Source organism: Psychrobacter sp. TPE 89C (genome assembly GCF_055522395.1).
Window position 1 is genome coordinate 1 of sequence record NZ_JBVFXW010000004.1, and the last position, 22,785, is coordinate 22,785.

23 protein-coding genes and 1 tRNA gene are annotated in these 22,785 nt (G+C 42.3%); 13 read left to right on the forward strand and 11 right to left on the reverse strand.

All coding sequences use genetic code 11. The features are described from left to right. Positions 1-340: 340 nt before the first annotated feature. Positions 341-415: transfer RNA gene (locus tag ACZW67_RS02380), tRNA-Gly, on the reverse strand. A 675-nt stretch (positions 416-1,090) separates the two neighbouring features. Between ACZW67_RS02380 and ACZW67_RS02385 the strand changes: the two genes are divergently transcribed. The 4 genes from ACZW67_RS02385 (at position 1,091) to ACZW67_RS02400 (ending at position 3,566) form a co-directional block, all read left to right on the forward strand. Further along, positions 1,091-1,903, forward strand: a complete 813-nt coding sequence (locus ACZW67_RS02385; protein ID WP_197102112.1) for a M48 family metallopeptidase — start codon at positions 1,091-1,093, stop codon at positions 1,901-1,903. Positions 1,904-2,244: 341 nt separating this feature from the next. Next, complete coding sequence (locus ACZW67_RS02390; protein ID WP_197102114.1) at positions 2,245-2,568, forward strand: BolA family protein; 324 nt, start codon at positions 2,245-2,247, stop codon at positions 2,566-2,568. An 89-nt stretch (positions 2,569-2,657) separates the two neighbouring features. Further along, positions 2,658-3,017, forward strand: coding sequence for a SirB2 family protein (locus ACZW67_RS02395; RefSeq protein ID WP_197102116.1), 360 nt, complete (start codon positions 2,658-2,660; stop codon positions 3,015-3,017). A gap of 147 nt (positions 3,018-3,164) precedes the next feature. Next, the gene (locus tag ACZW67_RS02400) at positions 3,165-3,566 is read left to right on the forward strand and encodes a hypothetical protein (RefSeq protein ID WP_465182020.1); all 402 of its coding nucleotides are present in this window, start codon (positions 3,165-3,167) and stop codon (positions 3,564-3,566) included. 140 nt (positions 3,567-3,706) lie between these two features. Here ACZW67_RS02400 and ACZW67_RS02405 read toward each other — a convergent pair whose 3' ends face one another. The 3 genes from ACZW67_RS02405 to ACZW67_RS02415 all read right to left on the reverse strand — a co-directional run bounded on the left by ACZW67_RS02405 (position 3,707) and on the right by ACZW67_RS02415 (position 5,893). Next, the gene (locus tag ACZW67_RS02405) at positions 3,707-4,144 is read right to left on the reverse strand and encodes a thioredoxin domain-containing protein (RefSeq protein ID WP_197102120.1); all 438 of its coding nucleotides are present in this window, start codon (positions 4,142-4,144) and stop codon (positions 3,707-3,709) included. A 98-nt stretch (positions 4,145-4,242) separates the two neighbouring features. Further along, on the reverse strand, positions 4,243-4,863 hold the full coding sequence (locus tag ACZW67_RS02410; protein ID WP_465182021.1) for a class I SAM-dependent methyltransferase: 621 nt from the start codon (positions 4,861-4,863) through the stop codon (positions 4,243-4,245). Positions 4,864-5,020: 157 nt separating this feature from the next. Further along, positions 5,021-5,893: an MBL fold metallo-hydrolase gene (locus ACZW67_RS02415; RefSeq protein WP_197102125.1), complete on the reverse strand. Its 873-nt coding sequence runs from the start codon at positions 5,891-5,893 to the stop codon at positions 5,021-5,023. A 268-nt stretch (positions 5,894-6,161) separates the two neighbouring features. Here ACZW67_RS02415 and ACZW67_RS02420 point away from each other — a divergent pair, with 268 nt between their 5' ends. From ACZW67_RS02420 to ACZW67_RS02445, 6 genes are all read left to right on the forward strand, one after another. Beyond that, complete coding sequence (locus ACZW67_RS02420) at positions 6,162-6,533, forward strand: ArsR/SmtB family transcription factor (protein ID WP_413787067.1); 372 nt, start codon at positions 6,162-6,164, stop codon at positions 6,531-6,533. Positions 6,534-6,605: 72 nt separating this feature from the next. Further along, on the forward strand, positions 6,606-8,315 hold the full coding sequence (locus tag ACZW67_RS02425; protein ID WP_465182022.1) for a SulP family inorganic anion transporter: 1,710 nt from the start codon (positions 6,606-6,608) through the stop codon (positions 8,313-8,315). A gap of 162 nt (positions 8,316-8,477) precedes the next feature. After that, entirely contained in the window at positions 8,478-8,804 is a 327-nt protein-coding gene (locus tag ACZW67_RS02430) for a protein tyrosine phosphatase family protein (RefSeq protein WP_197102129.1), read from the forward strand. Between the two features lie 137 nt (positions 8,805-8,941). Next, the gene (locus ACZW67_RS02435; protein WP_110924009.1) at positions 8,942-9,274 is read left to right on the forward strand and encodes a protein tyrosine phosphatase family protein; all 333 of its coding nucleotides are present in this window, start codon (positions 8,942-8,944) and stop codon (positions 9,272-9,274) included. Between the two features lie 168 nt (positions 9,275-9,442). Continuing rightward, complete coding sequence (locus ACZW67_RS02440; protein ID WP_465182023.1) at positions 9,443-10,189, forward strand: glutathione S-transferase family protein; 747 nt, start codon at positions 9,443-9,445, stop codon at positions 10,187-10,189. A gap of 140 nt (positions 10,190-10,329) precedes the next feature. After that, on the forward strand, positions 10,330-11,190 hold the full coding sequence (locus ACZW67_RS02445) for a bile acid:sodium symporter family protein (RefSeq protein ID WP_197102133.1): 861 nt from the start codon (positions 10,330-10,332) through the stop codon (positions 11,188-11,190). A 70-nt stretch (positions 11,191-11,260) separates the two neighbouring features. On the opposite strand, the gene ACZW67_RS02450 is transcribed toward ACZW67_RS02445, so the two are convergent. Beyond that, a complete protein-coding gene (locus ACZW67_RS02450; protein ID WP_465182024.1) occupies positions 11,261-13,477 on the reverse strand; it encodes an SIR2 family protein in 2,217 nt (738 codons plus the stop codon). 116 nt (positions 13,478-13,593) lie between these two features. After that, entirely contained in the window at positions 13,594-15,171 is a 1,578-nt protein-coding gene (gene ahpF / locus ACZW67_RS02455) for an alkyl hydroperoxide reductase subunit F (protein ID WP_465182025.1), read from the reverse strand. Between the two features lie 479 nt (positions 15,172-15,650). Between ahpF and ACZW67_RS02460 the strand changes: the two genes are divergently transcribed. Further along, positions 15,651-15,899 carry a YdcH family protein gene (locus tag ACZW67_RS02460; RefSeq protein WP_465182026.1) on the forward strand — a complete coding sequence of 83 codons (249 nt, stop codon included), beginning with the start codon at positions 15,651-15,653 and terminating at the stop codon, positions 15,897-15,899. A 184-nt stretch (positions 15,900-16,083) separates the two neighbouring features. Here the strand turns inward: ACZW67_RS02460 and ahpC are convergent, their stop codons facing one another. Then, a complete protein-coding gene (gene ahpC, locus ACZW67_RS02465) occupies positions 16,084-16,650 on the reverse strand; it encodes an alkyl hydroperoxide reductase subunit C (protein WP_197102143.1) in 567 nt (188 codons plus the stop codon). 316 nt (positions 16,651-16,966) lie between these two features. Here ahpC and ACZW67_RS02470 point away from each other — a divergent pair, with 316 nt between their 5' ends. Beyond that, a complete protein-coding gene (locus ACZW67_RS02470; protein WP_110924015.1) occupies positions 16,967-17,875 on the forward strand; it encodes a hydrogen peroxide-inducible genes activator in 909 nt (302 codons plus the stop codon). A gap of 24 nt (positions 17,876-17,899) precedes the next feature. Then, the gene (locus ACZW67_RS02475) at positions 17,900-18,583 is read left to right on the forward strand and encodes an HD domain-containing protein (protein ID WP_465182027.1); all 684 of its coding nucleotides are present in this window, start codon (positions 17,900-17,902) and stop codon (positions 18,581-18,583) included. On the opposite strand, the gene ACZW67_RS02480 is transcribed toward ACZW67_RS02475, so the two are convergent. The 4 genes from ACZW67_RS02480 to ACZW67_RS02495 form a co-directional block, all read right to left on the reverse strand. Further along, positions 18,557-19,159 (reverse strand): methyltransferase domain-containing protein, encoded by a 603-nt coding sequence (locus ACZW67_RS02480; RefSeq protein WP_197102147.1) that lies wholly within the window; start codon positions 19,157-19,159, stop codon positions 18,557-18,559. The genes ACZW67_RS02475 and ACZW67_RS02480 overlap by 27 nt on opposite strands. Positions 19,160-19,279: 120 nt before the next feature. Next, positions 19,280-19,942: a M48 family metallopeptidase gene (locus tag ACZW67_RS02485; protein ID WP_465182028.1), complete on the reverse strand. Its 663-nt coding sequence runs from the start codon at positions 19,940-19,942 to the stop codon at positions 19,280-19,282. Positions 19,943-19,967: 25 nt separating this feature from the next. Next, entirely contained in the window at positions 19,968-21,620 is a 1,653-nt protein-coding gene (locus ACZW67_RS02490) for a DUF1513 domain-containing protein (protein ID WP_197102151.1), read from the reverse strand. A 3-nt stretch (positions 21,621-21,623) separates the two neighbouring features. Further along, positions 21,624-22,775, reverse strand: a complete 1,152-nt coding sequence (locus ACZW67_RS02495; RefSeq protein WP_197102153.1) for an imelysin family protein — start codon at positions 22,773-22,775, stop codon at positions 21,624-21,626. Between the last annotated feature and the right edge of the window lie 10 nt (positions 22,776-22,785).

Consider the following 22,785-nt stretch of genomic DNA (forward strand, 5'->3'; position numbering starts at 1 on the left):
AAGCCGATCATGGTAACACCCATGATGGCGATGACGATGGCTGATATGATGAAGGCTTGCTGAGGGGAAATATGGGTGAGGATTCTTGGAGGCATGATGCGCCCTTATGATGCAGGTTGGTTTAAGATATTTAAGGGTTTACTGGTTTCGTCTGTGGCCATGCTCGTGACTGGTTGCTGGCTTTTTATTAGTACTCCGTACTTCTACTGGTTCATCGGCCAGACTCTTTGGGTGCGAATGAGTGGTTATCTATGATTAGTTTCGACCAAATTTTATCCATAAAAAAATCCTCACTTCTTATGATAAGAAGTGAGGATTTAGTGCTTTTTCAAGCCATATTTGGAGCGGGAAAAGAGATTCGAACTCTCGACCCCAACCTTGGCAAGGTTATGCTCTACCACTGAGCTATTCCCGCTGATTATCGAATTGTAGTGTTGTTAACAACAACTCCGTCTCGATAGGCTGGCTATTCTATCAAAATTCCTGAGTGTGTCAACACCTTTTTCATATTTATTTCCAATATTTTCACTTTAAGCCTTTATTTCTAGAGAGTCTACCTATAAGTAATTGATTTAATAATAAGTATCTCATTTACTGAAGTAATCATTATTTTCACTAATGATGAAAATATTATGTACCGTTATCATGAACTATGTTTAATCGCGTCTATGCCCATCAGCCAAACTGCTATTTTCGTAGTGCATCGCTACGTTATTCTATAAATAAACCTCAAAAATATTTTCCACTCTAATACATACGATAACTGTCAAAACTCAAGGTGTGTGATACAAACCAATCAAGTAGAGATAATACGTATAGCAAAGTTGATATAGTAGCAGAGCAAGTGATGTTTGATGATACGCCACTTACAATCATACGCTGTGTTGTTACTGTTTCTACATTGGTTTTAGGCTATTAACATTATTATACTTATGGGCAATGCTGGTTCGGGTAAAATTTTACTATTAAGACAGATAAATAGAGTAATAAGTGCTGTCCACATATTAGCCAAGAATTATCATTTGACCTATTTTATAGATATATACTTTGTACAACTTTTACTTTTATCATTTACAGCGAGGATATTTTTATGAAAAAGCTACTGACCACTACCGTGATGGCAGTGTCACTGTCCACACTGACTTTAGTAGGCTGTACTAGCACGACCAACACGGGTGCCGTTGGTGTCAACCGTCAGCAGCTGCTGTTAGTTTCTAGTGAGCAAGTCCTTCAGTTATCAGCGGAAAGCTACGCGAATACACTGAAAGAAGCCAAATCAAAGGGCGTACTGGACAAAAATACAGCTCAGCTTAATCGCCTAAAGATTATTGCTAATCGTTTAATCGGTCAGGTTGGCACTTACCGTACAGATGCGGCAGCGTGGGACTGGGAAGTGCATACTATCCAATCTGATGAACTGAATGCTTTTGTTGTACCTGGTGGTAAGATTATGTTTTATTCAGGTATTATCGACCGCTTGAGCCTGACTGACGATGAGATTGCAGCGATTATGGGGCATGAGATGTCGCATGCGCTACGTGAACACTCACGTGAGCGTCTGTCGCGTGAATATGCAACGCAAACAAGTATCGGTGTGGCTGCTAGCATATTTGGCTTATCACAAGGACAGGCTGAGTTGGCAGGTACTGCTGGCAATTTAGGTTTGAGCCTACCCCATAGTCGTACTCAAGAGTCTGAAGCTGACCAAATTGGTCTTGAGCTGATGGCACGTGCAGGCTACAACCCACAGGCAGCAGTTAGCTTATGGCAAAAAATGCAGAAGGCAAGCGAAGGTGAGCCACCACAATTCTTAAGCACTCACCCATCTAGCAGCAGTCGTATTTCTCAATTACAGGCATTAATGCCTAAAGTAACGCCGCTGTATCAACAAGCCCGCCGTTAATCAAAACTTATTGGTAGATGTCACGTTTTGAGCCAATATTTATAGATTATAAGAGCAGAGTGCACATGAAGTATTGTGCTCTGCTCTTTTCATTTTTAGTAAGAAATGACAATGGCTATTGAGTTTGGCAATTGAGCGTATCGCTATTAATCGCGTTATTACTGATGGTTATATTTTTTAGCCCTATGGATAACAATTGAGAACGATTGATTTGCCTATGCATTTCAAGAGCACTCAGTCTAGATAATTGTGTCTGCTATAATGCCCGCAATATATAATCTACACATTGCTAAATATTATTAAGCAAAATATTATTAAGCAAAACATATGGAAGGATTGTTATGACTACCACACCGATTGCTGATGCGCTTAATGCGGAGCTACAAGCTTTGCAGTCACAACATTTAGAACTGGTCAATGAATCAATGAATCATGCTGGTTATTTCGATGGTAAAGAGAGCCATTTTAAGCTTACTATTGTCAGTGATGCTTTTGAAGGTAAACGCTTGGTTGCACGCCATCAGCTCGTATATGGATTGGTTAATGCACTATTGACCTCACAAGGTGGTCAAGTACATGCTCTAGCTATTCACGCTTATACTCCTGTCGAATGGCAAGGCCAAAGCCCTGATAGCCCGTTATGCGCTGGACAAAACAAAGCTTAGAATGTTGTTATTCAGATCGCATGTGTTCATATAATAATTGAATGCTACAAACAAGCTGACCAATGCAAATTTAAGGAAAACCATATTCAATGAAACATTTACATATGCTAATGGCATTACTGATCATTGTGGTATTTATATACCAGAGTTATTTGGTATTAAGCTCTAATAGACGAGCGCCACGTGCGGTGAAGATAGCGTCTCATATTCTATATGCACTCATTATCGTATCAGGCGCAGTGATGCTCATGCAGCTCATGAGTGTCAATGCCCCTGTCCAATGGGCATTCGCCAAAATAATTTTGCTCTTCACTGCTATTAGCGCTAGTGTAAAAGCATTCAAGAATCATGCAACACCTGCCCAAAGAAAAACGGGGATTGTCATTGCGGGTATCGCGTATCTTGGTATTGTGGTACTGGCCTTTACAAAGCCTGGCAACTTATTTTGATCCGTCTGCCGTATTAAAGTTGCACATATAGCAAGACTACTCAGAGGCAAAATATTGGATAATCGATGGACTTTCAATATCTTAATCACATTATTTTTGCTATCTTGAATACATACAAAGACAATAATTCAGCCTAATGGAGCCACTATGAAAACTCTTACTACAGCGACGTTACTAGCCACAGCTGGTATTTTAGGGCTCTCAGGCTGTGCTTCTACAGGCAATATCACACCACAGTATGTGCCGCCAAGCACCTATCAAAGCTATGATTGCCAAGCACTCAGCCAAGAGTACAACCGTGTCAATCGCTATGTAGACGCAGCACGTAACGAGCAGTCAAGCTTATCGGCCTCTGGTGTCGGGGTTGGGATTTCTGCAGGACGTTGGGGTATCTCTCCTAATATCAGTTTTGGTCTTGGCAAAAGCAACAGTATTCAAGCACGCGATGCCAAGTTATCACGCCTCTATGGCGAGAGTGATGCGATTGTGCAATCTGCACGTATTCAACGCTGTAGCTTCGTCAACGGTATCAAAATTTATGGTGAGTAGCATTTAAATAAGATGAGCTATATTCGATAGCTTCGAGTGTCCATAGCGTTAGACGACTGTAGTGATTAAAAAAGCCAATACGCAATCAACGTATTGGCTTTTTTATGACTAATCATCAGGAGCGAGGTCTGATTTGTCGCTTAAACACTTAAGCTTCGTACCCACTGGATAATTTGGTCACTAGGCAGCGCTCCTGACTGCCGCGCGATTTCTTTACCGCCTCTAAAGGCAACCATAGTCGGCAAACTACGGATGTTATAAGGGGCTGCTGCTTGCTCGTATTTATCCGTTTGTATCTTTGCAAAAACTACTTGCGGCAACTGACTGGCAGCCACTTTGAATTGCGGCGCCATCATAATACAAGGCTGGCACCAACTTGCCCAAAAATCAACGATGGTCAATACCTCATTCTTTTGAATGAACTTGCTGACCGTTTGCGCATTCAACTCGTGAGGGCTAGCCGTCAGTAGTGGCTGGCCACATTTACCGCATTTTGGTTCAGCACCTAATCTGACTGCTGGTACGCGGTTGGTCGCGTGGCAATGTGGGCAGACTAGATAGAAGTTTTGCTCATTCATGATTTGATTCCTATTCTAATTATTTTATTGTCTTAACAGTTCGGCTTGGATAGATTGATTATACAAGCAACTTTGTGATGATGGTTTATAGTCATTCTCTACAGCACTTGCTTTGCCACACCACTATACACGTAGCTCATCGGTCGTGGACCTGGCAAGTATGCTTGGCTTAACTCATCGATGGCAAAACCACCTGCTCTAATCAGTGCTGGGATATCGCGATCTAAATGACACCCTCCTGCTATAGGTTTCCAAAATGGTGTCAATCGATGCTGCCAACGCTCGACAGAAAGATCTGGTGCTAATCCATGCTCACAAAATAACAAGCGACCATCAGGTTTTAGCACTCGTGCCATTTCTTGAAGTGCCGATACCGGATCGTCGATACTACATAAGGTAAAGGTCATCACAATCGTATCAAATCGATCCGTATCAGCGTGAATGCCTTGAACATCCACGGCTATCACTTCAACTGGAATGCTAATGTCACTCGCCCGCTTACGTGCGAGTGTATGCATCTGAGCCGCTGGGTCGATACCAACAATAGAAGAGACTCGTTTGGCATCATAAAACTGTAGATTCAAACCGCTACCAATTCCAACTTCGAGTACTTCACCTAGTGCTTGAGGAACAATTTTAGACCGCGCTTTCATCACATTACCCGCACTACAAGCGACATCGATCAGCTTGGGCAATACATAACGTTCGTAAGGGTTCATTGCTCTCTCCAGTTATCGCCGAACTTAGCGTTTGCAGGTAGCTATACCGAGCTTCTACATAGCGGACCATCTACAGATTAGCATTATTATAGATATCTAGCATACGATACTTGCATCGTGCTGCACGGGATGACAACTTTCACTTATTACACGTTTTTTATTTACCGAGCGCATTAATCGGTACTTTCAGATAACGAATACCATTGTCTTCCGGCTCTGGGAAATGACCTGCATCAATATTAACTTGTACCGAAGGAATAATTAAGCGCGGCATATCAAGCGTAGCATCACGGCGCTCACGCATTTCTACAAACTCGGCTTCATTGATCCCCTCTTTCACATGTATATTACCCAGTTTTTGCGCTGCCACAGTAGTGCTTGGACAGTGTTTTCGACCCTTGCTTGGATAATCATGACACAGATACATCATCGTATCTTCAGGGAGTGCCAGCAGCCTTTTGATTGAATGATACAAGGTTTTGGCATCGCCACCGGGGAAATCGCAGCGAGCCGTACCCACATCTGGTGCAAACAAAGTATCTCCGACGAAGACCACTGTCTTTTCATCATCAGCAGCAACATACGCCATGTCAGCTCGCGTGTGACCTGGCACATACATGACCGTAATAGTAATATCGCCAAGCGCCAAAGTCTCGCCATCATCTGTCAAAATATCAAACTGACTGGCATCCGTGCGAAAACTGGTATCGAAATTAAATATTTGCTTGAATATTTTTTGTACTTCGGTGATATGCTGCCCTATGACGAGCTGACCACCTAGCAACTCTTTGACGTGTGCAGCCCCTGAGATATGATCGGCATGGGCATGGGTTTCTATAATATAGACCAGCCCCCAGCCATGCTCACGGACAAACTCAATCACCTCATCGACACTCGTAGTGCCAGTACGTCCTGACTTGGCATCAAAGTCTAATACGGGATCAACGATGGCACATACTTGCTTCTGGACATCTGCCAGTACGTGAGTATAGGTCTCTGTATCGCTATGTAAGAATGAATGGACTTGCATGGCTGCCTCTTTGTATTTCTATGAATATTTTAGTTTTTAATAAATTCTTAAGTATAATATGCGCTCAGCTCTCGTATCTGCAGCGACATATCAATTGACTGTGCATACTAACATAGCAGTTATTATACATTTTATAAATTTATATAATGTAAATAAATATAACTTGATAAAGACTCATGTATCATTGATAATTAATCACGTTTATCTATAAATGTTATACCCTACTATTTATACTTAATATAAGGAGCTCGCTCTGAAACCTTCAGCATTGAGCACATCTACTACTATCCCGAGCGACCCTATATCACCTAGTGAGACAGAGTCTGCACCTAAAGACCTTGCTGAGCAAATGAAACAAGCTTCGATGCAAGCCAGCCAGCTATTAAAGTCACTCTCGCATCCTGATCGCCTGTTACTGCTATGTCAGCTGACTCAAGGAGAGTATTGCGTCAGTGAGCTTGAAAGCTTAGTCGGTGTTGGACAACCAAGCTTGTCACAGCAATTGGGTATCCTACGTAAAGACGAGCTGGTCTCGACACGCCGTGAAGGCAAGCAAATCTACTATAGTATTGCCAGTGACGATGCTTTAGCGGTTCTAGATCTCCTTTACCAACGCTTTTGTGCCAAAACAGACGGATAGATTATCCGCTTAAGAATCGGCTGTAATAACGTTCAACACACTCTAACTTTTTTATCATGATGACGTATTGCTATGCTTTCTCTTGCCACTCGTCTAATTCCCGCTTGGTTACGTCAATACAAGCTATCTGCGCTGCCGACTGACGTCATCGCAGGATTGGTCGTTGGTGTGCTCGTGATTCCGCAAAGCTTAGGCTATGCGGTGCTAGCAGGTCTGCCACCTGTATATGGCTTATACGCCGCTATCGTACCCGTCATGGTCTATGCATGGATAGGCTCGAGCAATATTCAAGCAGTGGGGCCTGTCGCTATCACTGCGATTATGACCGCCAGTAGTCTGCATCCTTATGCAGCAGAAGGCGCTCAACAGTATGTGTTGATGGCCAGCTTGTTATCATTGATGGTTGGGGCGATGTTATCGTTAGCTGGGTGGCTAAAGCTTGGCTGGATCATGCAGTTTATCAGTCGCGGGGTTTCTGCTGGTTTTATCAGTGGTGCCGCGGTGCTTATCTTTATCAGTCAGCTGAAATACTTAACGGCTATTCCCATAGCGGGAAATGGCTTGTTCGGTTATTTGTCCAGTATGCAATTGTATGCCCGCCAGCTGCATCCACTCACACTACTCATTGGTATGATCGCTTTTGCGCTTTTGGTTGCCAATCGTTACGGCAGTCAATGGGTATGGCAATCTTGGTTGCCATCTATCTACGCCAAATGGGCAGAGCGTTTGTTTCCCCTTATCCTACTCGGCATTGCGATTGTCATGAGTATGAGCTTACATTGGACCACAAACGGTGTCGCAACGATTGGTAGTATTCCGCAAGGGCTACCGACCTTTACCTTTCCCTATGTACCCAACTTTGATGTCGCCCTCAACCTATTACCTAGCGCGGGGCTGATGGCGCTGATTGTATTTGTCTCAAGCAGTTCAGTCGCTAGCAATTATGCCCGTCTGCGCGGTGAGAGCTTCAATGCCAACCGCGAACTGACTGGACTTGGGTTTGCCAATATTGCTGGTGGTTTCTTTCAAAGCTTTGCAGTCGCTGGTGGATTTTCACGTACTGCTATCAATGCCGACTCAGGCGCCAAAACACCTGTTGCCAGTTTGGTAACAGTGATGGTGATGATTGCTGCTTTGATTGCTTTTGGCAACGCACTAGCGCCACTGCCCTATGCGATATTAGGCGCAACCATCATGGCCTCTATTATCAGTCTAATCGATATCACGACACTGAAGTCAGCATGGCAACGTGACCGTCTAGATGCGGCCAGCTTTATGGCGGCATTTGTAGGTGTGCTGATATTTGGGCTAAATACAGGCTTGGTCATTGGTCTTATGGTGTCGTTTGCTAGCCTGATTTGGCAATCGAGCAAACCGCATGTGGCCATCGTCGGACAGTTAGCTGGCACGGGGCATTTTCGCAATATCAATCGTCATGATGTTCTGACGTTTAGTCACTTATTAATGTTGCGTGTCGATGAAAGCTTGTTTTTTGGTAATAGTGAATCCGTGCACCGCCGCGTGATACACGCCACTCAGCAATACCCGCAAGCATACGAGATTGTCCTTATCATGTCAGCCGTCAATCACATTGATCTGACTGGACAAGAGATGCTCATCAGCCTAAATAAAGAGCTACTTATTCAGGATAAGCACCTAAATTTTAGCTTCATTAAAGGGCCTGTCATGGATATCATTGAAAATACCCCTGTGATCACCGACCTCTCAGGACACGTTTATTTAAGTACAATGGATGCAGTAGATGCGCTAAAGGATATATGAACCAACGCTTATAGGTTAAATCAATAGCCATTATTGTCTGTGGCAAGATATAGCTATGATAAAAGCTGTGTTATGCTAGTCATCAAACATACTATAGAGAAGCGGCACCTAGCCATCCCTCTATCTTCAAATACCTTTTTATATCCGTAACCGAAGCAACTTATGACCGATAACATCACTATTTATAAGCAAATCTATCCAAGCCAATGTCTCAAAATTGCTGAGCTTGGCTACCGCTCTGTGCTCAATATTCGTCCTGATGCTGAGACAGAAACGCAGCCGAATAGCTATGACTTTGCCAGTGCAACTGCAAACGCAAATTTGACCTATCATCACCTACCATTTGATGATGAGCGCTTAAGCATGCTGACTGTCGAACAGTTTGCCGATTTTTATCACTCTATGCCCAAACCCATACTTATGTTCTGTGGTACTGGTGCACGCGCCAAACTGCTGTATCAAAGTGCCTTAATGCAAGGTCTGCTATAACATTGTTGCATTTATAAAGACTGTTACGATGTTTACATAGCTCATCTTTAGAATTTTGCGCATTCAGCTTAAGCTTAGTACAGTCGTTACAGACCAAACATGTCACTCTCTCATATAAAAAATAACAAGGAGCTCCTATGAGCCATCAAGTTAGTTTTACTGGACAAATCACCCCTGACCAAGTACCGATGATTGCTGAAAACGGCTTCAAAACCATCATCAATAACCGTCCAGATGGTGAAGAACCAAATCAACCGACCAGCGCTGATATTGAAGCCGCTGCGAAAGAAGCAGGACTTGCTTATAAAGAGATTTCTTTTGCTGGTAATGAGCTAAATCAAACGCATGTCGAAACGTTTGCTGACTTTTTTAATCAAGCTGAACAGCCAATGCTGATATTCTGCCGTACCGGTAACCGCTCAAACGGTATCTATGAAGCAGCCAAGCAAATGGATTTGTTAGACGACTAATTCGTTGATTGATGCATCAAGACAATCATTGCAGAATATTAATAATTGCGCCCGTCCAACATTTGGATGGGCGTTTTTTTCAATTATTACTTGAATGATAGACTGGTCAATTTTCAATATTAAAGACATAATAAAACTCTACTTAATACCGCTTAAAAGGATTTTATTATGCAAACACCCCTACTAATCATCGGCAACAAAAACTACTCATCGTGGTCACTTCGTGCTTGGTTATTGCTAAAGGCATTCGACATTGATTTTGATGAGCATCTGATCGAGTTGCTTCATCCGTCATCTAAACAAATTCTTGACGAGCACGCGCCAACGGGTAAAGTGCCCGTTTTAGTGTATGGTCAAGGTGATGATAAGGTGACGGTATGGGATACTTTAGCGATTGCCATTCATGCCAATGATTACCTGACAGATATAGATATTTGGACCGGATTAAGCAAGTCTGACGCTGACACTACTAATGATAATAGCCACAGAATAAATAGCGCTTATTGTCAGAGTATCGTCGCTGAAATACATTCAGGACTGATGGGTATTCGTAGTGAGATGCCGATGAATATCAGAGCCACTGCGAAAATACAGCCAAGTGCTGCATGTTTGATTGATATCGCCCGTATAGAAGATATCTTTGCAGATTGTTTAGAATCTCGCTCAACAGACAGCTATCTGTTTGGTCAATTTACGGCTGCCGATGCGTTTTTTGCCCCTGTGGTTCTACGCTTGCAGACTTATGCGGATGCCTCAAGCGTAAAGTTAAAACCAATGACTAAACAATACTGTGAGACAATGCTAAATAACCCTCATATACAAGCATGGCGAAAAGCTGCGCTTACAGAAACCCGTATCATTGAAGAAGATGAAGCGGGCCAGATAGTCTCATTGGTTGGGGCATTGGCAGAATAAAACTGAATCAAGCCCACATCAAACTTTAGGTGAAAGGTTTACTAAATTTTTAATAACACTTAAGATGATAGAGACACAAGGAATGTGATCTATTTAAAAAGCCATTTTAATATGGCTTTTAATTCAACAAGGAATGTTTTATGAGCGGTACTGCTCTGGCTTTACTCCCACTGGCTCTTGCCTACATTATGTTTACCTTAGGAACAGGGCTAAAACCCAGTGACTTTAAGGTTATCGTCAACTACCCCAAAGCTTTTTTTGTAGGCCTCGTCAATCAAGTTATTTTCGTGCCTTTGATTGCTTTGGCAGTCATCCTAGTAATGGCACCACCACCAGAAATTGCTTTTGGTATTATGCTGATTAGCTTTTGTCCAGGCGGTGTCACGAGCAACATGCTCACCTATTATGCCAAAGGCAATGTCGCGCTGTCAGTCGCTCTCACTGGCGTGGTCAGCCTACTATCTGTCATTACTTTGCCTATTCTAATCACCTTAGCTTTTAACCACTTTATGCAAGACCACACGGGCTCTATTAGCGCGGTAAAGATTGGCGCTGTCATGTTTCTCTTGACGACGTTACCAGTTACCCTTGGTATGCTGGCTCGCTATAAATTCACTAACTTTATGGTACGCAGAAGCAGCATTCTAAATGGCTTGGCCAGTATCTTTTTCGTATTGATAGTCTTCGCTGCCATCGCTTCTAACTGGGAGCTGCTAAAGTCACAGTTGACATCAATGGGGCTTGAGCTTGTCCTTATCATTATGGCTTTATTTATATTTAGTATTTTGACCTCTAAATTATTAAAACTGAGCTGGTTTGATACCAAAACCATCTCTATAGAAACGAGTATTCAGAACAGTACGACTGCGATTACTTTAGCACCTATCATTATGGGAACAGCAGTTGGTTTGCCTGCCATTGCTTTACCTGCAGCGGTGTACGGTGTGTTGATGTATGTGATTGCGCTGCCAATTATTGCGTTGATTCGGAATAAGAACTGATTATAGTAGGCATAAAAAAACCACCTCAAAAGAGGTGGTTTTTATGATATATAAAATAATAACCGTACTTCTATTCGTTTATCTCATTCCAGACTTTTTCTAATAATTTTTTGAAATTGGTATCAAGGTCTACAGTATGTTTAGCAGTATCCTCTATTGTAGCTTCATAAAGAGGTTGCCCGTCTTGTTTTAATGCCTTGCGTAAATGACTTTCAGAATCAGCCATATTTCCTTGTAAAAACTCGGTATAAGCCACATTACCTAAAATCATAGCATGATTATCTCTGGAAGATTTTTTCAGAGCTTTAGAAAAATCGTTCGAAGCTTTACTCAGATAGTCCTGTGCAACATCTATGTTTCGCCATTGTTTTTTAGCCATCAATAACTTTGAATAGCCTTTTTGATTAAATGCTATTGCGACTTGTTTTTGTAGAAAAACTTCATTACTTTCGCCAAATCGTCTTATAATTTCATTGTAAACTTCATCTTCTCTATCTGAAAGCTCAAGCTCATTTAGCGTCATAGCTTTACTAATAAGTGCTAGTGCCACATCTTCTTGTAAAACAAGCTCATCACTCTTACCAAACCGATCTATGAGCTCATTGCAAACTTCAATTTCTTTTATTAACTGTCCAAGCTCGTTTAATGCAAGCGCTTTACCCATAAATGCTTTTGACACAGCCTCTCGTAGAGCAAACTCATCACTCTCACCAAATCTTTTTATAAGCTCATTACAAGCTTCAATCGCTTCGTCTAATTGCTTAAGGTTTCTAAATGTAATATTTTTACTAACAAATGCTCTTGCCACTGACTCTTGTAGAACAAGCTCATCACTCTCACCAAACCGATCTATGAGTTCAGCCAAAACTTTAATAGCACTTTCTAACTGCTCAAGCTTCCTTAGCATAGTTGCTTTATACAAGAATGCTTTTGCCACTGGCTCTTGTAAAATAAGTTCATTACTTAGCCCAAACCGCTCTACAATTCCATCATAAATTTGAACTGCATGGTCTAGCTGCTCCAGCTCTTCTAGCGCAACCCCCTTACTGAGAAGTGCTTTGGCTACTTGCCCTTGTATATCTAACTCATTATTGTCTTCAAACCTATCGATCAATTTTTCATATATTTCTATTTCTTCTGACCTACCTGATTGTTGAAGTGCTAATCCAATATAGGAGCGTGCCAACCATAGTGATTGTTCAGAACTTAGAGAGTGGTGCATTTCTAATTTCTGTATGATCTCTTCATAATTACCTTGCAAATACTCTTCTAAAAAATTAGTTTCTTCCTCCTTATCTTTCTGCCGCACCTCTTTGAGTTTGTTCTTGGTTCCCCATAAAATATCTTGCGCGCGAGTGTTAGAGAGTGTCGATCGATTTTCCTTCTTATCTTCTGATGACTTTTCCTTTGGCATTGGATAATCTGCTATCTCATCTAGCTCATCAAGCAAGTGCTGATAAGGATCTGCAAAGATTGTAGGCGGAAAACAGCCTAACTCTTGTGCCAACTGAATAAGAAATAAATCTGAACCATTTTCGCAGCTCATATAATGCGCTAAGCTAGAAGTTAAAAGTTTCTGTTGCAGATGTTCTGGCGCTTGATCACCCATATCAACCCAAAATAGCCGATGCTGATCACTGAATTGCTCTTCAATTTGTGGTAAAAATGCATCATTCTTACCACTATAACCAATGAATAGCGTTGGTGATTCACTCAAAGTATGACCAACGAATTCTTTGAGCCTCGCCGCATGTTCTTCCGTCTCAGAATCTGTATTTAATTGGACAAAGCCGTGTCCCTGTCCATGTAGATGTACGATAGCAGGATCATCTATCAAACGATGCAGGTTTAAGTTAGCAGCGGTAAAGTCATAGATAGGTGGATATTGGCCCAGTAATCCACAGCTACGCGCCAATAAATTATCAAAGTTAAACGTTAACACACGACGAACATAGCCTTCTTTTATCAAGCAAGCCAAAGCTATATGAGACCAGTTTATTTTTGCTTTTCCAATATGTTTTTGTAGGTATCTACGACGTTTAGATGTCTCAAGACGTCCCATGCACTTACCATAATCTTCACGGTCTTCATCAGATAAAGGTTTTAACTCCAAAGCAAACTGTTCATTCAATTCTGATACAATTTTATTAGCTAAAGGAATGCCTGCCGTGACAGAGCATCCTGCACCAGTAATAAATATAAATGGCTTTTGATCCTTGTCCTCTCGGGCAACCCTCATAAATTGGGCTAAATCTTTTATCGTATATTGATGCTTGGAGTCATCCATTATCTAAGTGCCTTCATATAACCTTATATTTGTTTGGATATCATAACAAAAAACCACCTCAAAAGAGGTGGCTTCTTAGACTAACTTTAGTATTTCACAGTTTGGTCTTGCACAGCTTATTGCATGACTAAATATTCAAATGCTGACAGTGCTGCTTTACTACCTTCACCCATCGCAATGTTGATCTGCTTAAATGGCACGGTCGTTACATCACCACAAGCGAAGATACCTTTGCGATCGGTACGGCAGCGCTCATCAATTTCAATCTCACCGAAACGGTTTAAATCAACAAAACCTTTGATAAATCCAGTATTCGGTACTAGGCCAATTTGTACAAACACCGCCGCCAAATCTAACTCTTTGGTGTCACCCGAATTACGGTCTTCATACACAATAGAGCTAACTTTACCATCTGTGGCCTTAATCTCTTTGGTCGCCGCGCTAGTAATGATATCAATATTGGCTTTTTCTTTAGCCTTGTTGATGAGCACCTGATCCGCTTTTAAATCATCAGCAAACTCAAATACCGTGACATGTTTTACGATACCTGATAAATCAATGGCGGCTTCAATACCAGAGTTACCACCACCAACGACCGATACATCTTTACCTTTGAAGAAAGGTCCATCACAGTGAGCACAGAACGCTACGCCTTTACCGATGTTCTCGTCTTCGCCTGGTACGCCAAGCTTACGCCATTGAGCACCTGTCGCTAGGATAATACTACGAGTCTCAAACGTCTCACCAGTATTCAGATGGATACGATAGTTCTCATCTTCAGTTTCACTGATTTCTTTCACGCTCACGTGCTCTTTTAGCGTGATATTGTATTCGTGCAGATGCTTAACAAAGTTGTTTGATAAGTCAGTACCGTTCGTTAATGGTACCGAAATCAAGTTTTCGATGTCTTGCGTGTCTTTGACCTGACCACCGATACGATCAGCAACCATCGTCACTTTTAGACCTTTACGAGCGGTATAAATCGCAGCTGCGACCCCTGCAGGACCTGCACCTATGATGGTCACGTCTTGCTGCTCTAGCTGATCAGCATCGTCTTCTACTTCTGACAATAAATCAGGGAACTGCTCTTGCAATTTTCCGATCAATTTAGCAGTGTCGATTAGTCCGTTAGCAAACGGCTTACCGTTTAAAAATACCGCTGGTACACCTTGGATGTTGTTCGCTTCTACCTGCTCTTGGAACAATGCACCATCGATCATCTCGTTGCTAATACCATCGTTTAATAGCGCGAATTGGTTCAATGCTTGAACAACTTCTGGGCAGCTGTGGCATGACAATGACACGTAGGTCTGGAACTGTAAGGGCTTATTAAAACGCTTGATTAACTTCTGGATACCTTCATCCAATTTTAGCGTATGACCACCCGCTTGTAAGATAGCCAAAATAAGCGAGGTAAATTCATGACCGCCTGGGATACCGCTAAATACAATACCAGTGTCTGTCAATACGCCGTCTATATGACTGACTACTTTAAAACTGATTGGGCTTGGCAAACTGTCATCATTCGCTGTCGCATCAAAATTGATTTTATCCGTCGTACCAGCGATTTTAGTCAAAAAATCAATCAACTCGGCACGCTTACTATGCTCACCACTACCCAATACAAAAGTAATAGGACGAGTCATGTTTTCACTGTAGCTCTTAATCGCGTCTAATAAACCTTGATCTATCATGTTTGTTCCTCTTCATTACTGGATATGTAACGGCAACTGTTGTATTGCGCGTTCAAATATGGATTATTTAGTATTAATAATGTTGTCTAAAATATTATAGGCAATAAACTTATGCCCTTTGATGTCTCTATTATCATAGGTTCGGAGGATTTGGGCAAGCTGAGAAACTCAAACCTTATGTTTTATAAAACCAATCATAAATCATTATTTAAAATTAAATATTAATTCACGTACAGATTAATTATCATAGTATAGAGGTTGTTTTTTCGCTACAATCAAGTAAGGCCGATAAGAAAAATTCTTATTTGTCTCGTAACAGATTGGCTTTTTCATAGGTTTACCATGAGGCCTCTCTGCTAGTATTAAGCCTTATCAATATTGAGTGAGCGTTTTGGCTTAATAAAAATCAAGTCTCAAAATCATAACGACAATGCGCGGATGCTTATTGTTAGCTTGCGCTTCATAACAAGGATGAACACATGAGAAAGACTGATACTTTGCAAGACAACAGAGATGTTATTACTGAACTTAGGCAAAAAGACAGCCATTTTGCCAGTATTTTTGATGAGCATACTCAGCTTGATCAACAGATTAATCATCTGGAAAAAGATTTGGTAAAGCATGCTAGCCGTGATGAAGAAATAGAACTAATGAAGCGGCGAAAGCTGCAACTAAAAGATGAGATTTATAAAATAATCGATAAAAACAAACTACAATCTCATGCTTAATGCTTAATGCTTAATGCTTAATGCTTAATTTATGATTACGCAATAAAGATTCTGATTAGTAAACGACATAAAAAGACCCCATCAACTTATGCTGATGGGGTCTTTATTTATAGCATTAATATAGCCAATAGCTCTATATATAACACTACAAATATCTAAATAATTTGACTGTTTAGGCCATTACTTAGATTTTACCAACAAGATCAAGACTTGGTTTTAGCGTTTCTTGACCAGCTTCCCAAGCTGCTGGGCAAACTTCGCCGTCGTTTTCACGAACGTACTGTGCTGCTTTTACTTTACGTAGCATGTCTTTTGCACTACGGCCGATACCGCCAGCATGGATTTCAGCAACTTGAATCAAGCCATCTGGATCTACTAAGAACGTACCACGTTCAGCTAGACCAGCTTCTTCGATCATAACGTTGAAACCACGGGTGATTTTACCAGTAGGATCGCCGATCATTGGATACTGTACTTTGCCGATTGCGTCTGAAGAATCATGCCATGCTTTGTGCGTGAAATGAGTGTCAGTTGATACTGAGTATACTTCTACGCCTAAGCCTTTTAGCTCGTCATAATGAGCGGCCATGTCTTCAAGTTCAGTTGGGCAAACAAAAGTAAAATCGGCTGGGTAGAATAAGAAAATAGCCCAGCTGCCTTTTACGTCTTCTGAAGTGATGGTTTTGAACTCACCGTTTACATACGCATCTGCTGAAAATTCTGGGATTTCTTGATTGATGATAGACGCCATGACTGGCTCCTTTATAGTTAAGTTAATTGGAATTTTTTGGTATGGATGTTTCTGTTAAGCCTTTAGTACTTTGGGCTACCTGACAAACTATACGCGAATTCTATCGTTAATCCAGTTAAAAGTTTTTAATGTGATGTTTTGTTTTATTAAACTTGTTAAACTATTATCTCTATTTTTTATCATCAGTGCGTGATACGTCATTGACTATATAACACATAGATTACATTAAGGTGACACCGAGATCAGATATCGCACAGATGCATCGAAGAAGTCACCACAGTGTACCCTGTTAAAAGCCCACTAATAGAGAGATTTTATGATTACTTTACGTCAGCTTGAGTTTGCCTTAGCAGTGGCTAAACACCGTCATTTTAAACGTGCAGCGGAAGACTGTAACATCTCTCAGTCTGCGCTGAGCTTGGGTATTGCCGAGTTAGAAAAGCAGTTGGATACACAGATTTTTGAGCGTAATAATAAGCAAGTATTGATTACCCCTATTGGCGAAGACATTCTAACGCGGGCGCAGCGAGTATTTTCTGAAGTTAGTGATTTGACCACACGTGCCCACAGCCATCAATCACCACTTGCGTATCCAATGACCGTCGGCATTATTCCAACGATTGCGCCGTACCTACTACCAAAAGTGTTGCCTGCCCTGCGAGCTCACCATCCAGAGTTTCGCATGACCATCGTTGAGCAACAGACAGAGCGCTTGCTAGAGCAAGTACGTTACGGTCATATCGATACTGCTATTATTGCACTGCCTTATGCGGTAGATGGGCTACATAGCTTTGAGTTTTGGAGCGAAGATTTCTTTGCTGTCTTTCCAAAAGAGGATGTGCATGCGAAGCTTGAAACCATCAATGCAGATGAGCTAGCAACTGCCAATCTCATGCTGCTTGGCGAAGGGCACTGCTTGACCGATCAAACACTTTCTGTCTGTCATTTTGATCGTGCACAGATGAAATCAAGCTTTTCAGATGCCAGTTTGAACACACTTATTCAAATGGCACTTGCCAATATGGGCACAACGTTGGTACCAGAGATGGCATTAGATCAACTTCATTTACAAAACCAAAATGCCGTCGCTGTGCCATTAGCTGAGCAAGGCCCTCATCGCCATATTGCCTTTGTCACCCGTCTGAATTATGCCCGTGTCGATGATGTCAATCTGCTTGGCAAGGTATTCAAGCAAGCTTTTGAAGATGCAGCTAATAAAGCATAAACAGTAGGGTATGAAGGGGTACATATGAACGAGTTGTCGCAAATCTACACTGAGCTGGGCAATCGTTTTTATTTGCATCTATCTGCTATCAGTGGTGATATCACGCCAGACAACGCGCAAGTACTCTGGCAAGATATCGCTGTGCGTTATAGTGAAGATCAACGTGCTTATCATACCCTTCAACATATTCAGCAGTTATTTGGACAGTTCAAACAAATTAAGCACCACCTTAATGAGCCAGATATTATCGCATTGGCAATGTATTATCATGATGTAATATATGAGCCGACACACTCAGACAATGAGCTGAAAAGTGCAGAATTTGCGGTAGAGGTATTAAGGCCTTATTTAAACGTTGAACAATGCCAACATATATACGCCCTGATTATGATGACTGCTAGTCATGAAGTTAATGTATTAGCAGAACATGATCGTTATAGCGATGCAGCATATCTATTGGATATGGATTTAAGTATTTTGGGTGCATCATGGTCTGCGTACGAGAAATACGTCAAAGCAGTACGCCAAGAATACATACATGTTTCAATGGCAGATTACTGCGTTGGACGAACGGAAGTCTTAAAAGGATTATTAGCACATCCCAAACTCTATCTGACTGACCATTACTATGATCAGTTAGAAGCGCAAGCTCGGGATAATATCAAGCGCGAGATTAATTCGCTACTTCACTTGCAGCTTAACGAATAGCTCACTACCCTGCCGTGCAGAATGCGAGTTATAATTCGGCTCCATTATTTCTATATCAAAAACGCCCTCAAAACGCTGTTGGTATTCTTCTTTCGTGCCACCGAATGGTGGTTCTTGTCGCCCAAAATCTCTATCAAACAACAAGCCGATCAGCTTACCCTTAGGCTTCAGCAACGCAGCCATTTGCTCGACATACTCATCTCGGCGTGCTGGATTTATCGCACAAAAAAACGTCTGCTCAAGCACCCAATCAAACTGATGTTGCTCAGGTGATAAACCAAAGAAATCTGCACAGATTAAATGCCCAGCTGGAAAGTCGGGATAACGCTCAGCAAATGCTTGAATCGGGGCAGGTGCAAAATCAACCAAGGTAACATTGGTAAAACCTTGCTCATGTAGATAACCTACTTCGTAGGCATTACCCGCACCCGGTACTAAAATAGCCTGACCTTTCGCAGTCTCAGGTAACTGATCAATATAAGCTTTGAGCGGTGGCGACACTTCGCCCATGTCCCAACCGATACTGTCTTGCTCATAACGCTGCTGCCAAAAATCAGCCTGATTGACATTGTTCATAGAATATCCTTATCCACCTGACTCTATCATAAACTCTAAATTTCATTTAAACGGTACAAAATATACCGTTATAATCTATCATGTTTGGCTTATTAACGTTACAGATATTGAAGATTAGATTTAATCTAGCTGTCCTGTTTTACCTGCCAGCATATTATGCCAATGCTGATAATCCGGCATCGCTGTCGCTACTGTCTGCCAAAATGCAGAACTATGATTGGCATGATGCAAATGGCAAAGCTCGTGAACGATGACATATTCGGTGCATTCAATGGGATAAGCGGGAAGATAGACAGATAACCATACCCGACGCACACGCGTATTGCAGCTGCCCCAGCGTGTATGCATTTTTTTTAGGCGGACTTCATTAGCACGCGCACCAACGATGGGTTGCCACTTATCAAACAAAGTAGGAATAACGTCGGAGAGCTGTTGCCGATAATAGGCGATTGTGTCATCGGGGCTGAGCACAAAGGACTGTGCTATGCCCCATAATAATAGAGGGCTATTGGCAGTTGAGGATTCGGTTAAGGCGTGCTGTTTGCGCTTATATTGTTCCAATACTTGTGCATGGTTAGCCACTGCCCACGATACACGCTGAGCAACAGCCTGTGCAATCTGTGCAGCACTCATAGATACTGGCACAGACACCATCAATAGGTAAGGTTTCAGACGAAAATTAATATTTTTGACACGTTTTTTAGTAACCTGTAGCTCAATGCCTGCTTGTGCCAGTTGTTGCTTGGTGACTATTGATAACGATGTCGTATCCTGTAGCGTCATCGTTATCCCCTGCCTCTATCATTTATCACAACAATGCCTGCAAGTGGTTATCAAAAGACATTTTGTGTCGCTTGCTGTCTATAATAATTCGATCAGCTAACGCCATTGTCTCATCTAATTGTTTATCTGCTTGGTTTGCCGCTTGAGCCACATTCAAAGTTGTCAGTTGCCCTTGCCCATCGCTCACGATAAAACCCAATAACTGACTGTTTGATAACTGCGTATTATGCCCATTAGACTCGTTATAACTATCACGAGAAGATACCGATGCCCCTGCACAATCTGGCAAACTTACTGTATCAATCAGCGCGCGAGTCGTTAAATCATAAATAGCCGCACATCCACCAATAGGTGTCGTTACGCATAATAGATTGCGCTCACTATCGACCGCCACACTGGCGATATACTGATGAAAGCGTTGCCATTGATTATTCGGCATCGTAAGCGGCTCAAAATCAGTATCACCGCGCTTATGTGTGATCACTAATGGCACATTAATATGCCTCTCACCTTGGAACTGGATGCCAATCATCACCGTACCATCGTCATGCATGGCTAAATGGCGTACGCTCATCTGATTGTGCTCAGGAATGACCTGTTCAAGCAATGTGCCGTCATGACGGTTCAGATACACCAGCGATGGTCGCATGGTATCTAAATTTAGCTCTTCACGAGAGGCTTGCTCAGTCTTAATACCACCATTCGCGATAACGAGCGTCTCACCATCTGGGTGCATAATCAGCTCATGTGGACCGATGCCATGTGAGTCAAACTCTGCGATTTTTTGATAGCCTTGATTGATATCATAGATACCAACCTTACCCGCTAAATCTACCGTATTGTTTTCGGTGACATACAGCAACGTGCCGTCCAAACTGTAGCAAGCATGACCATAAAAATGACGATTCATGGATGCTTCGATAGCATGCTTTACTTGCCCAGTTGCCGTATCCAATACCCAAAATTTTTCACTGGGACGGCGACCCATGACGACGACATCATGAGTTGCTTGGCTATGAGAGCCAGACAACACTGGCTGAACGATAATATCATGCACACGCTCTGGCATAGTCGTTTGCCAAACGATTTGGCGATCTGCATCGATGCCGACTACCCCATAGCCATCAACGCTTTCATCATCGCTCGTTAAAGCGACTGACTGCGGCATTGATGCGACACCACTCACCCAACATACTGGACGTGCCAGCATGGTGGTGGTATGAACTGTAGAAAAATCTACAACCACGTCAGCATTATTAATATGACTATCAACACAACTATCGCCATCATACTCCATGCTCGATGGGTAGCTTTGATAAGCCTGATGCCAAGCATTGGTAGTCTGCTGATAGGCGTACTGTAGCCTTGATAAGTGCTGCGTAGCGGCTAACTGGGGTGACGTCAGTAATGATAGCTGTGATGACACCTGTAACGACAGTGACTGAAACTGCGTACCTAGCCCGACCACATAGTCTTGCAAACGCGCAGATGGATAGCGCTGCTTACGATAGCGATGGTGTATTGCAACCAACGCTGCCGTACTAAGCGCTGTCAGTGCCAACGTTTTCAGCACTTCTGGCTTAAAGCATCTATCTAATAGACTTAAACGCTTGATACCGTTTGTTTCAGTAGCGTCTATTTCGGTAGCATCTTTTACTGTATCACCCTGTGTCTGCATAGCTTAATCACCATCTGTGCTATTAAATCCGACACGAATACCAAGTGTTGGAATCAATTGACGTTTAATCAGGCGTGTTATCGTCGTTAGATGATCATACAACGCTTGCTGCGTGTCTTTATCTGCCGTCGCTAAGTCCTCTGGCATTTGCGCCAGTAGCGTGGTGGTTTCAGCCAGTTCGGTTGATAAATTATTACCCACTTCACTGTCGTTATTACTGTTTAGTATTTCGGTCAATACTGGATCAGTCAGCACTTTATTCAATGTCGCTAACTTCGCATTGATAATCGCGCGACTTTGTGCGGCAGTAGCAGCAGGTAGATGACCTTTCGCTTTACCAGTTAGACCCAATGGTTGATCGATAGCGTTAGATTTCATGGTTTCGACCAACGATAGCAAAGAGTTGAACCATTGGTTCAGTCCTTGGTCGCTGTCAGCTACTTTATCGATTGCCAATAACTGCGTTGAATTCTGCTGCCAGTTTTTCTCAATCTCTTTTAGGCGTGTGCTCAACGCACTGCTTGCACTGATGACATAAGCACATTGGCCAGCGTCTAAACTGTCATTCGCATATAATGCTTCTTCTAGTCCTGGGACACCTTGGACAATCGCACTTTCGTTAGCGAGTTGCTCAGCGGTTAGCTGCGGATTAGCAGTGATGAGATCTGCAACGCCACTGTGTACTAAGCCACGCTCATCAGGGTAATAGTTAATGTACAAGTTACTCATGCTGGCAGTCGCAGGACCAAAATTAATCATCTCAGCGCTTGCCCATGCTTGTGCTAAAACGAGCCATTGATCGCGCAGTGCTTGTAGTTCCTCACCACTAACTGATCCTGACTGGCAATGCGTTTGTGCCAAATCATGCAATAGGTCACTTTGCTTGGCCACATCAGCATACGCTGGAATGACAATGTTATCAGCCACATGGGTCAGATAAGCGGTTTCGGTATCGGTACTGATGTCTACTGCATTAATCTTAGCAGTAATATCACCATTCTCTTCTGCTGGACTGCTGGCAGCAGCGCTGTCTTGCGCAACTTCTTGGCTATCCGTCTCTGGTGCTTTATTGTCATCAGCAGGCTTAACACAGCTGATTAGCAATCCAGCACTTAATGCAGATAACGCCATTGCCAAAGCATGGTTTATTTTCATAGGTTTCTCG

What these genes read in the sequence shown, in the direction of transcription:
- ACZW67_RS02385 (WP_197102112.1), top strand. Translation starts at nt 1,091, where the DNA reads ATGAAAAAGCTACTGACCACTACCGTGATGGCAGTGTCACTGTCCACA.
- ACZW67_RS02390 (WP_197102114.1), top strand. Translation starts at nt 2,245, where the DNA reads ATGACTACCACACCGATTGCTGATGCGCTTAATGCGGAGCTACAAGCT.
- ACZW67_RS02395 (WP_197102116.1), top strand. Translation starts at nt 2,658, where the DNA reads ATGAAACATTTACATATGCTAATGGCATTACTGATCATTGTGGTATTT.
- ACZW67_RS02400 (WP_465182020.1), top strand. Translation starts at nt 3,165, where the DNA reads ATGAAAACTCTTACTACAGCGACGTTACTAGCCACAGCTGGTATTTTA.
- ACZW67_RS02405 (WP_197102120.1), bottom strand. Translation starts at nt 4,144, where the DNA reads ATGAATGAGCAAAACTTCTATCTAGTCTGCCCACATTGCCACGCGACC.
- ACZW67_RS02410 (WP_465182021.1), bottom strand. Translation starts at nt 4,863, where the DNA reads ATGAACCCTTACGAACGTTATGTATTGCCCAAGCTGATCGATGTCGCT.
- ACZW67_RS02415 (WP_197102125.1), bottom strand. Translation starts at nt 5,893, where the DNA reads ATGCAAGTCCATTCATTCTTACATAGCGATACAGAGACCTATACTCAC.
- ACZW67_RS02425 (WP_465182022.1), top strand. Translation starts at nt 6,606, where the DNA reads ATGCTTTCTCTTGCCACTCGTCTAATTCCCGCTTGGTTACGTCAATAC.
- ACZW67_RS02430 (WP_197102129.1), top strand. Translation starts at nt 8,478, where the DNA reads ATGACCGATAACATCACTATTTATAAGCAAATCTATCCAAGCCAATGT.
- ACZW67_RS02435 (WP_110924009.1), top strand. Translation starts at nt 8,942, where the DNA reads ATGAGCCATCAAGTTAGTTTTACTGGACAAATCACCCCTGACCAAGTA.
- ACZW67_RS02440 (WP_465182023.1), top strand. Translation starts at nt 9,443, where the DNA reads ATGCAAACACCCCTACTAATCATCGGCAACAAAAACTACTCATCGTGG.
- ACZW67_RS02445 (WP_197102133.1), top strand. Translation starts at nt 10,330, where the DNA reads ATGAGCGGTACTGCTCTGGCTTTACTCCCACTGGCTCTTGCCTACATT.
- ACZW67_RS02450 (WP_465182024.1), bottom strand. Translation starts at nt 13,477, where the DNA reads ATGGATGACTCCAAGCATCAATATACGATAAAAGATTTAGCCCAATTT.
- ahpF (WP_465182025.1), bottom strand. Translation starts at nt 15,171, where the DNA reads ATGATAGATCAAGGTTTATTAGACGCGATTAAGAGCTACAGTGAAAAC.
- ACZW67_RS02460 (WP_465182026.1), top strand. Translation starts at nt 15,651, where the DNA reads ATGAGAAAGACTGATACTTTGCAAGACAACAGAGATGTTATTACTGAA.
- ahpC (WP_197102143.1), bottom strand. Translation starts at nt 16,650, where the DNA reads ATGGCGTCTATCATCAATCAAGAAATCCCAGAATTTTCAGCAGATGCG.
- ACZW67_RS02470 (WP_110924015.1), top strand. Translation starts at nt 16,967, where the DNA reads ATGATTACTTTACGTCAGCTTGAGTTTGCCTTAGCAGTGGCTAAACAC.
- ACZW67_RS02475 (WP_465182027.1), top strand. Translation starts at nt 17,900, where the DNA reads ATGAACGAGTTGTCGCAAATCTACACTGAGCTGGGCAATCGTTTTTAT.
- ACZW67_RS02480 (WP_197102147.1), bottom strand. Translation starts at nt 19,159, where the DNA reads ATGAACAATGTCAATCAGGCTGATTTTTGGCAGCAGCGTTATGAGCAA.
- ACZW67_RS02485 (WP_465182028.1), bottom strand. Translation starts at nt 19,942, where the DNA reads ATGACGCTACAGGATACGACATCGTTATCAATAGTCACCAAGCAACAA.
- ACZW67_RS02490 (WP_197102151.1), bottom strand. Translation starts at nt 21,620, where the DNA reads ATGCAGACACAGGGTGATACAGTAAAAGATGCTACCGAAATAGACGCT.
- ACZW67_RS02495 (WP_197102153.1), bottom strand. Translation starts at nt 22,775, where the DNA reads ATGAAAATAAACCATGCTTTGGCAATGGCGTTATCTGCATTAAGTGCT.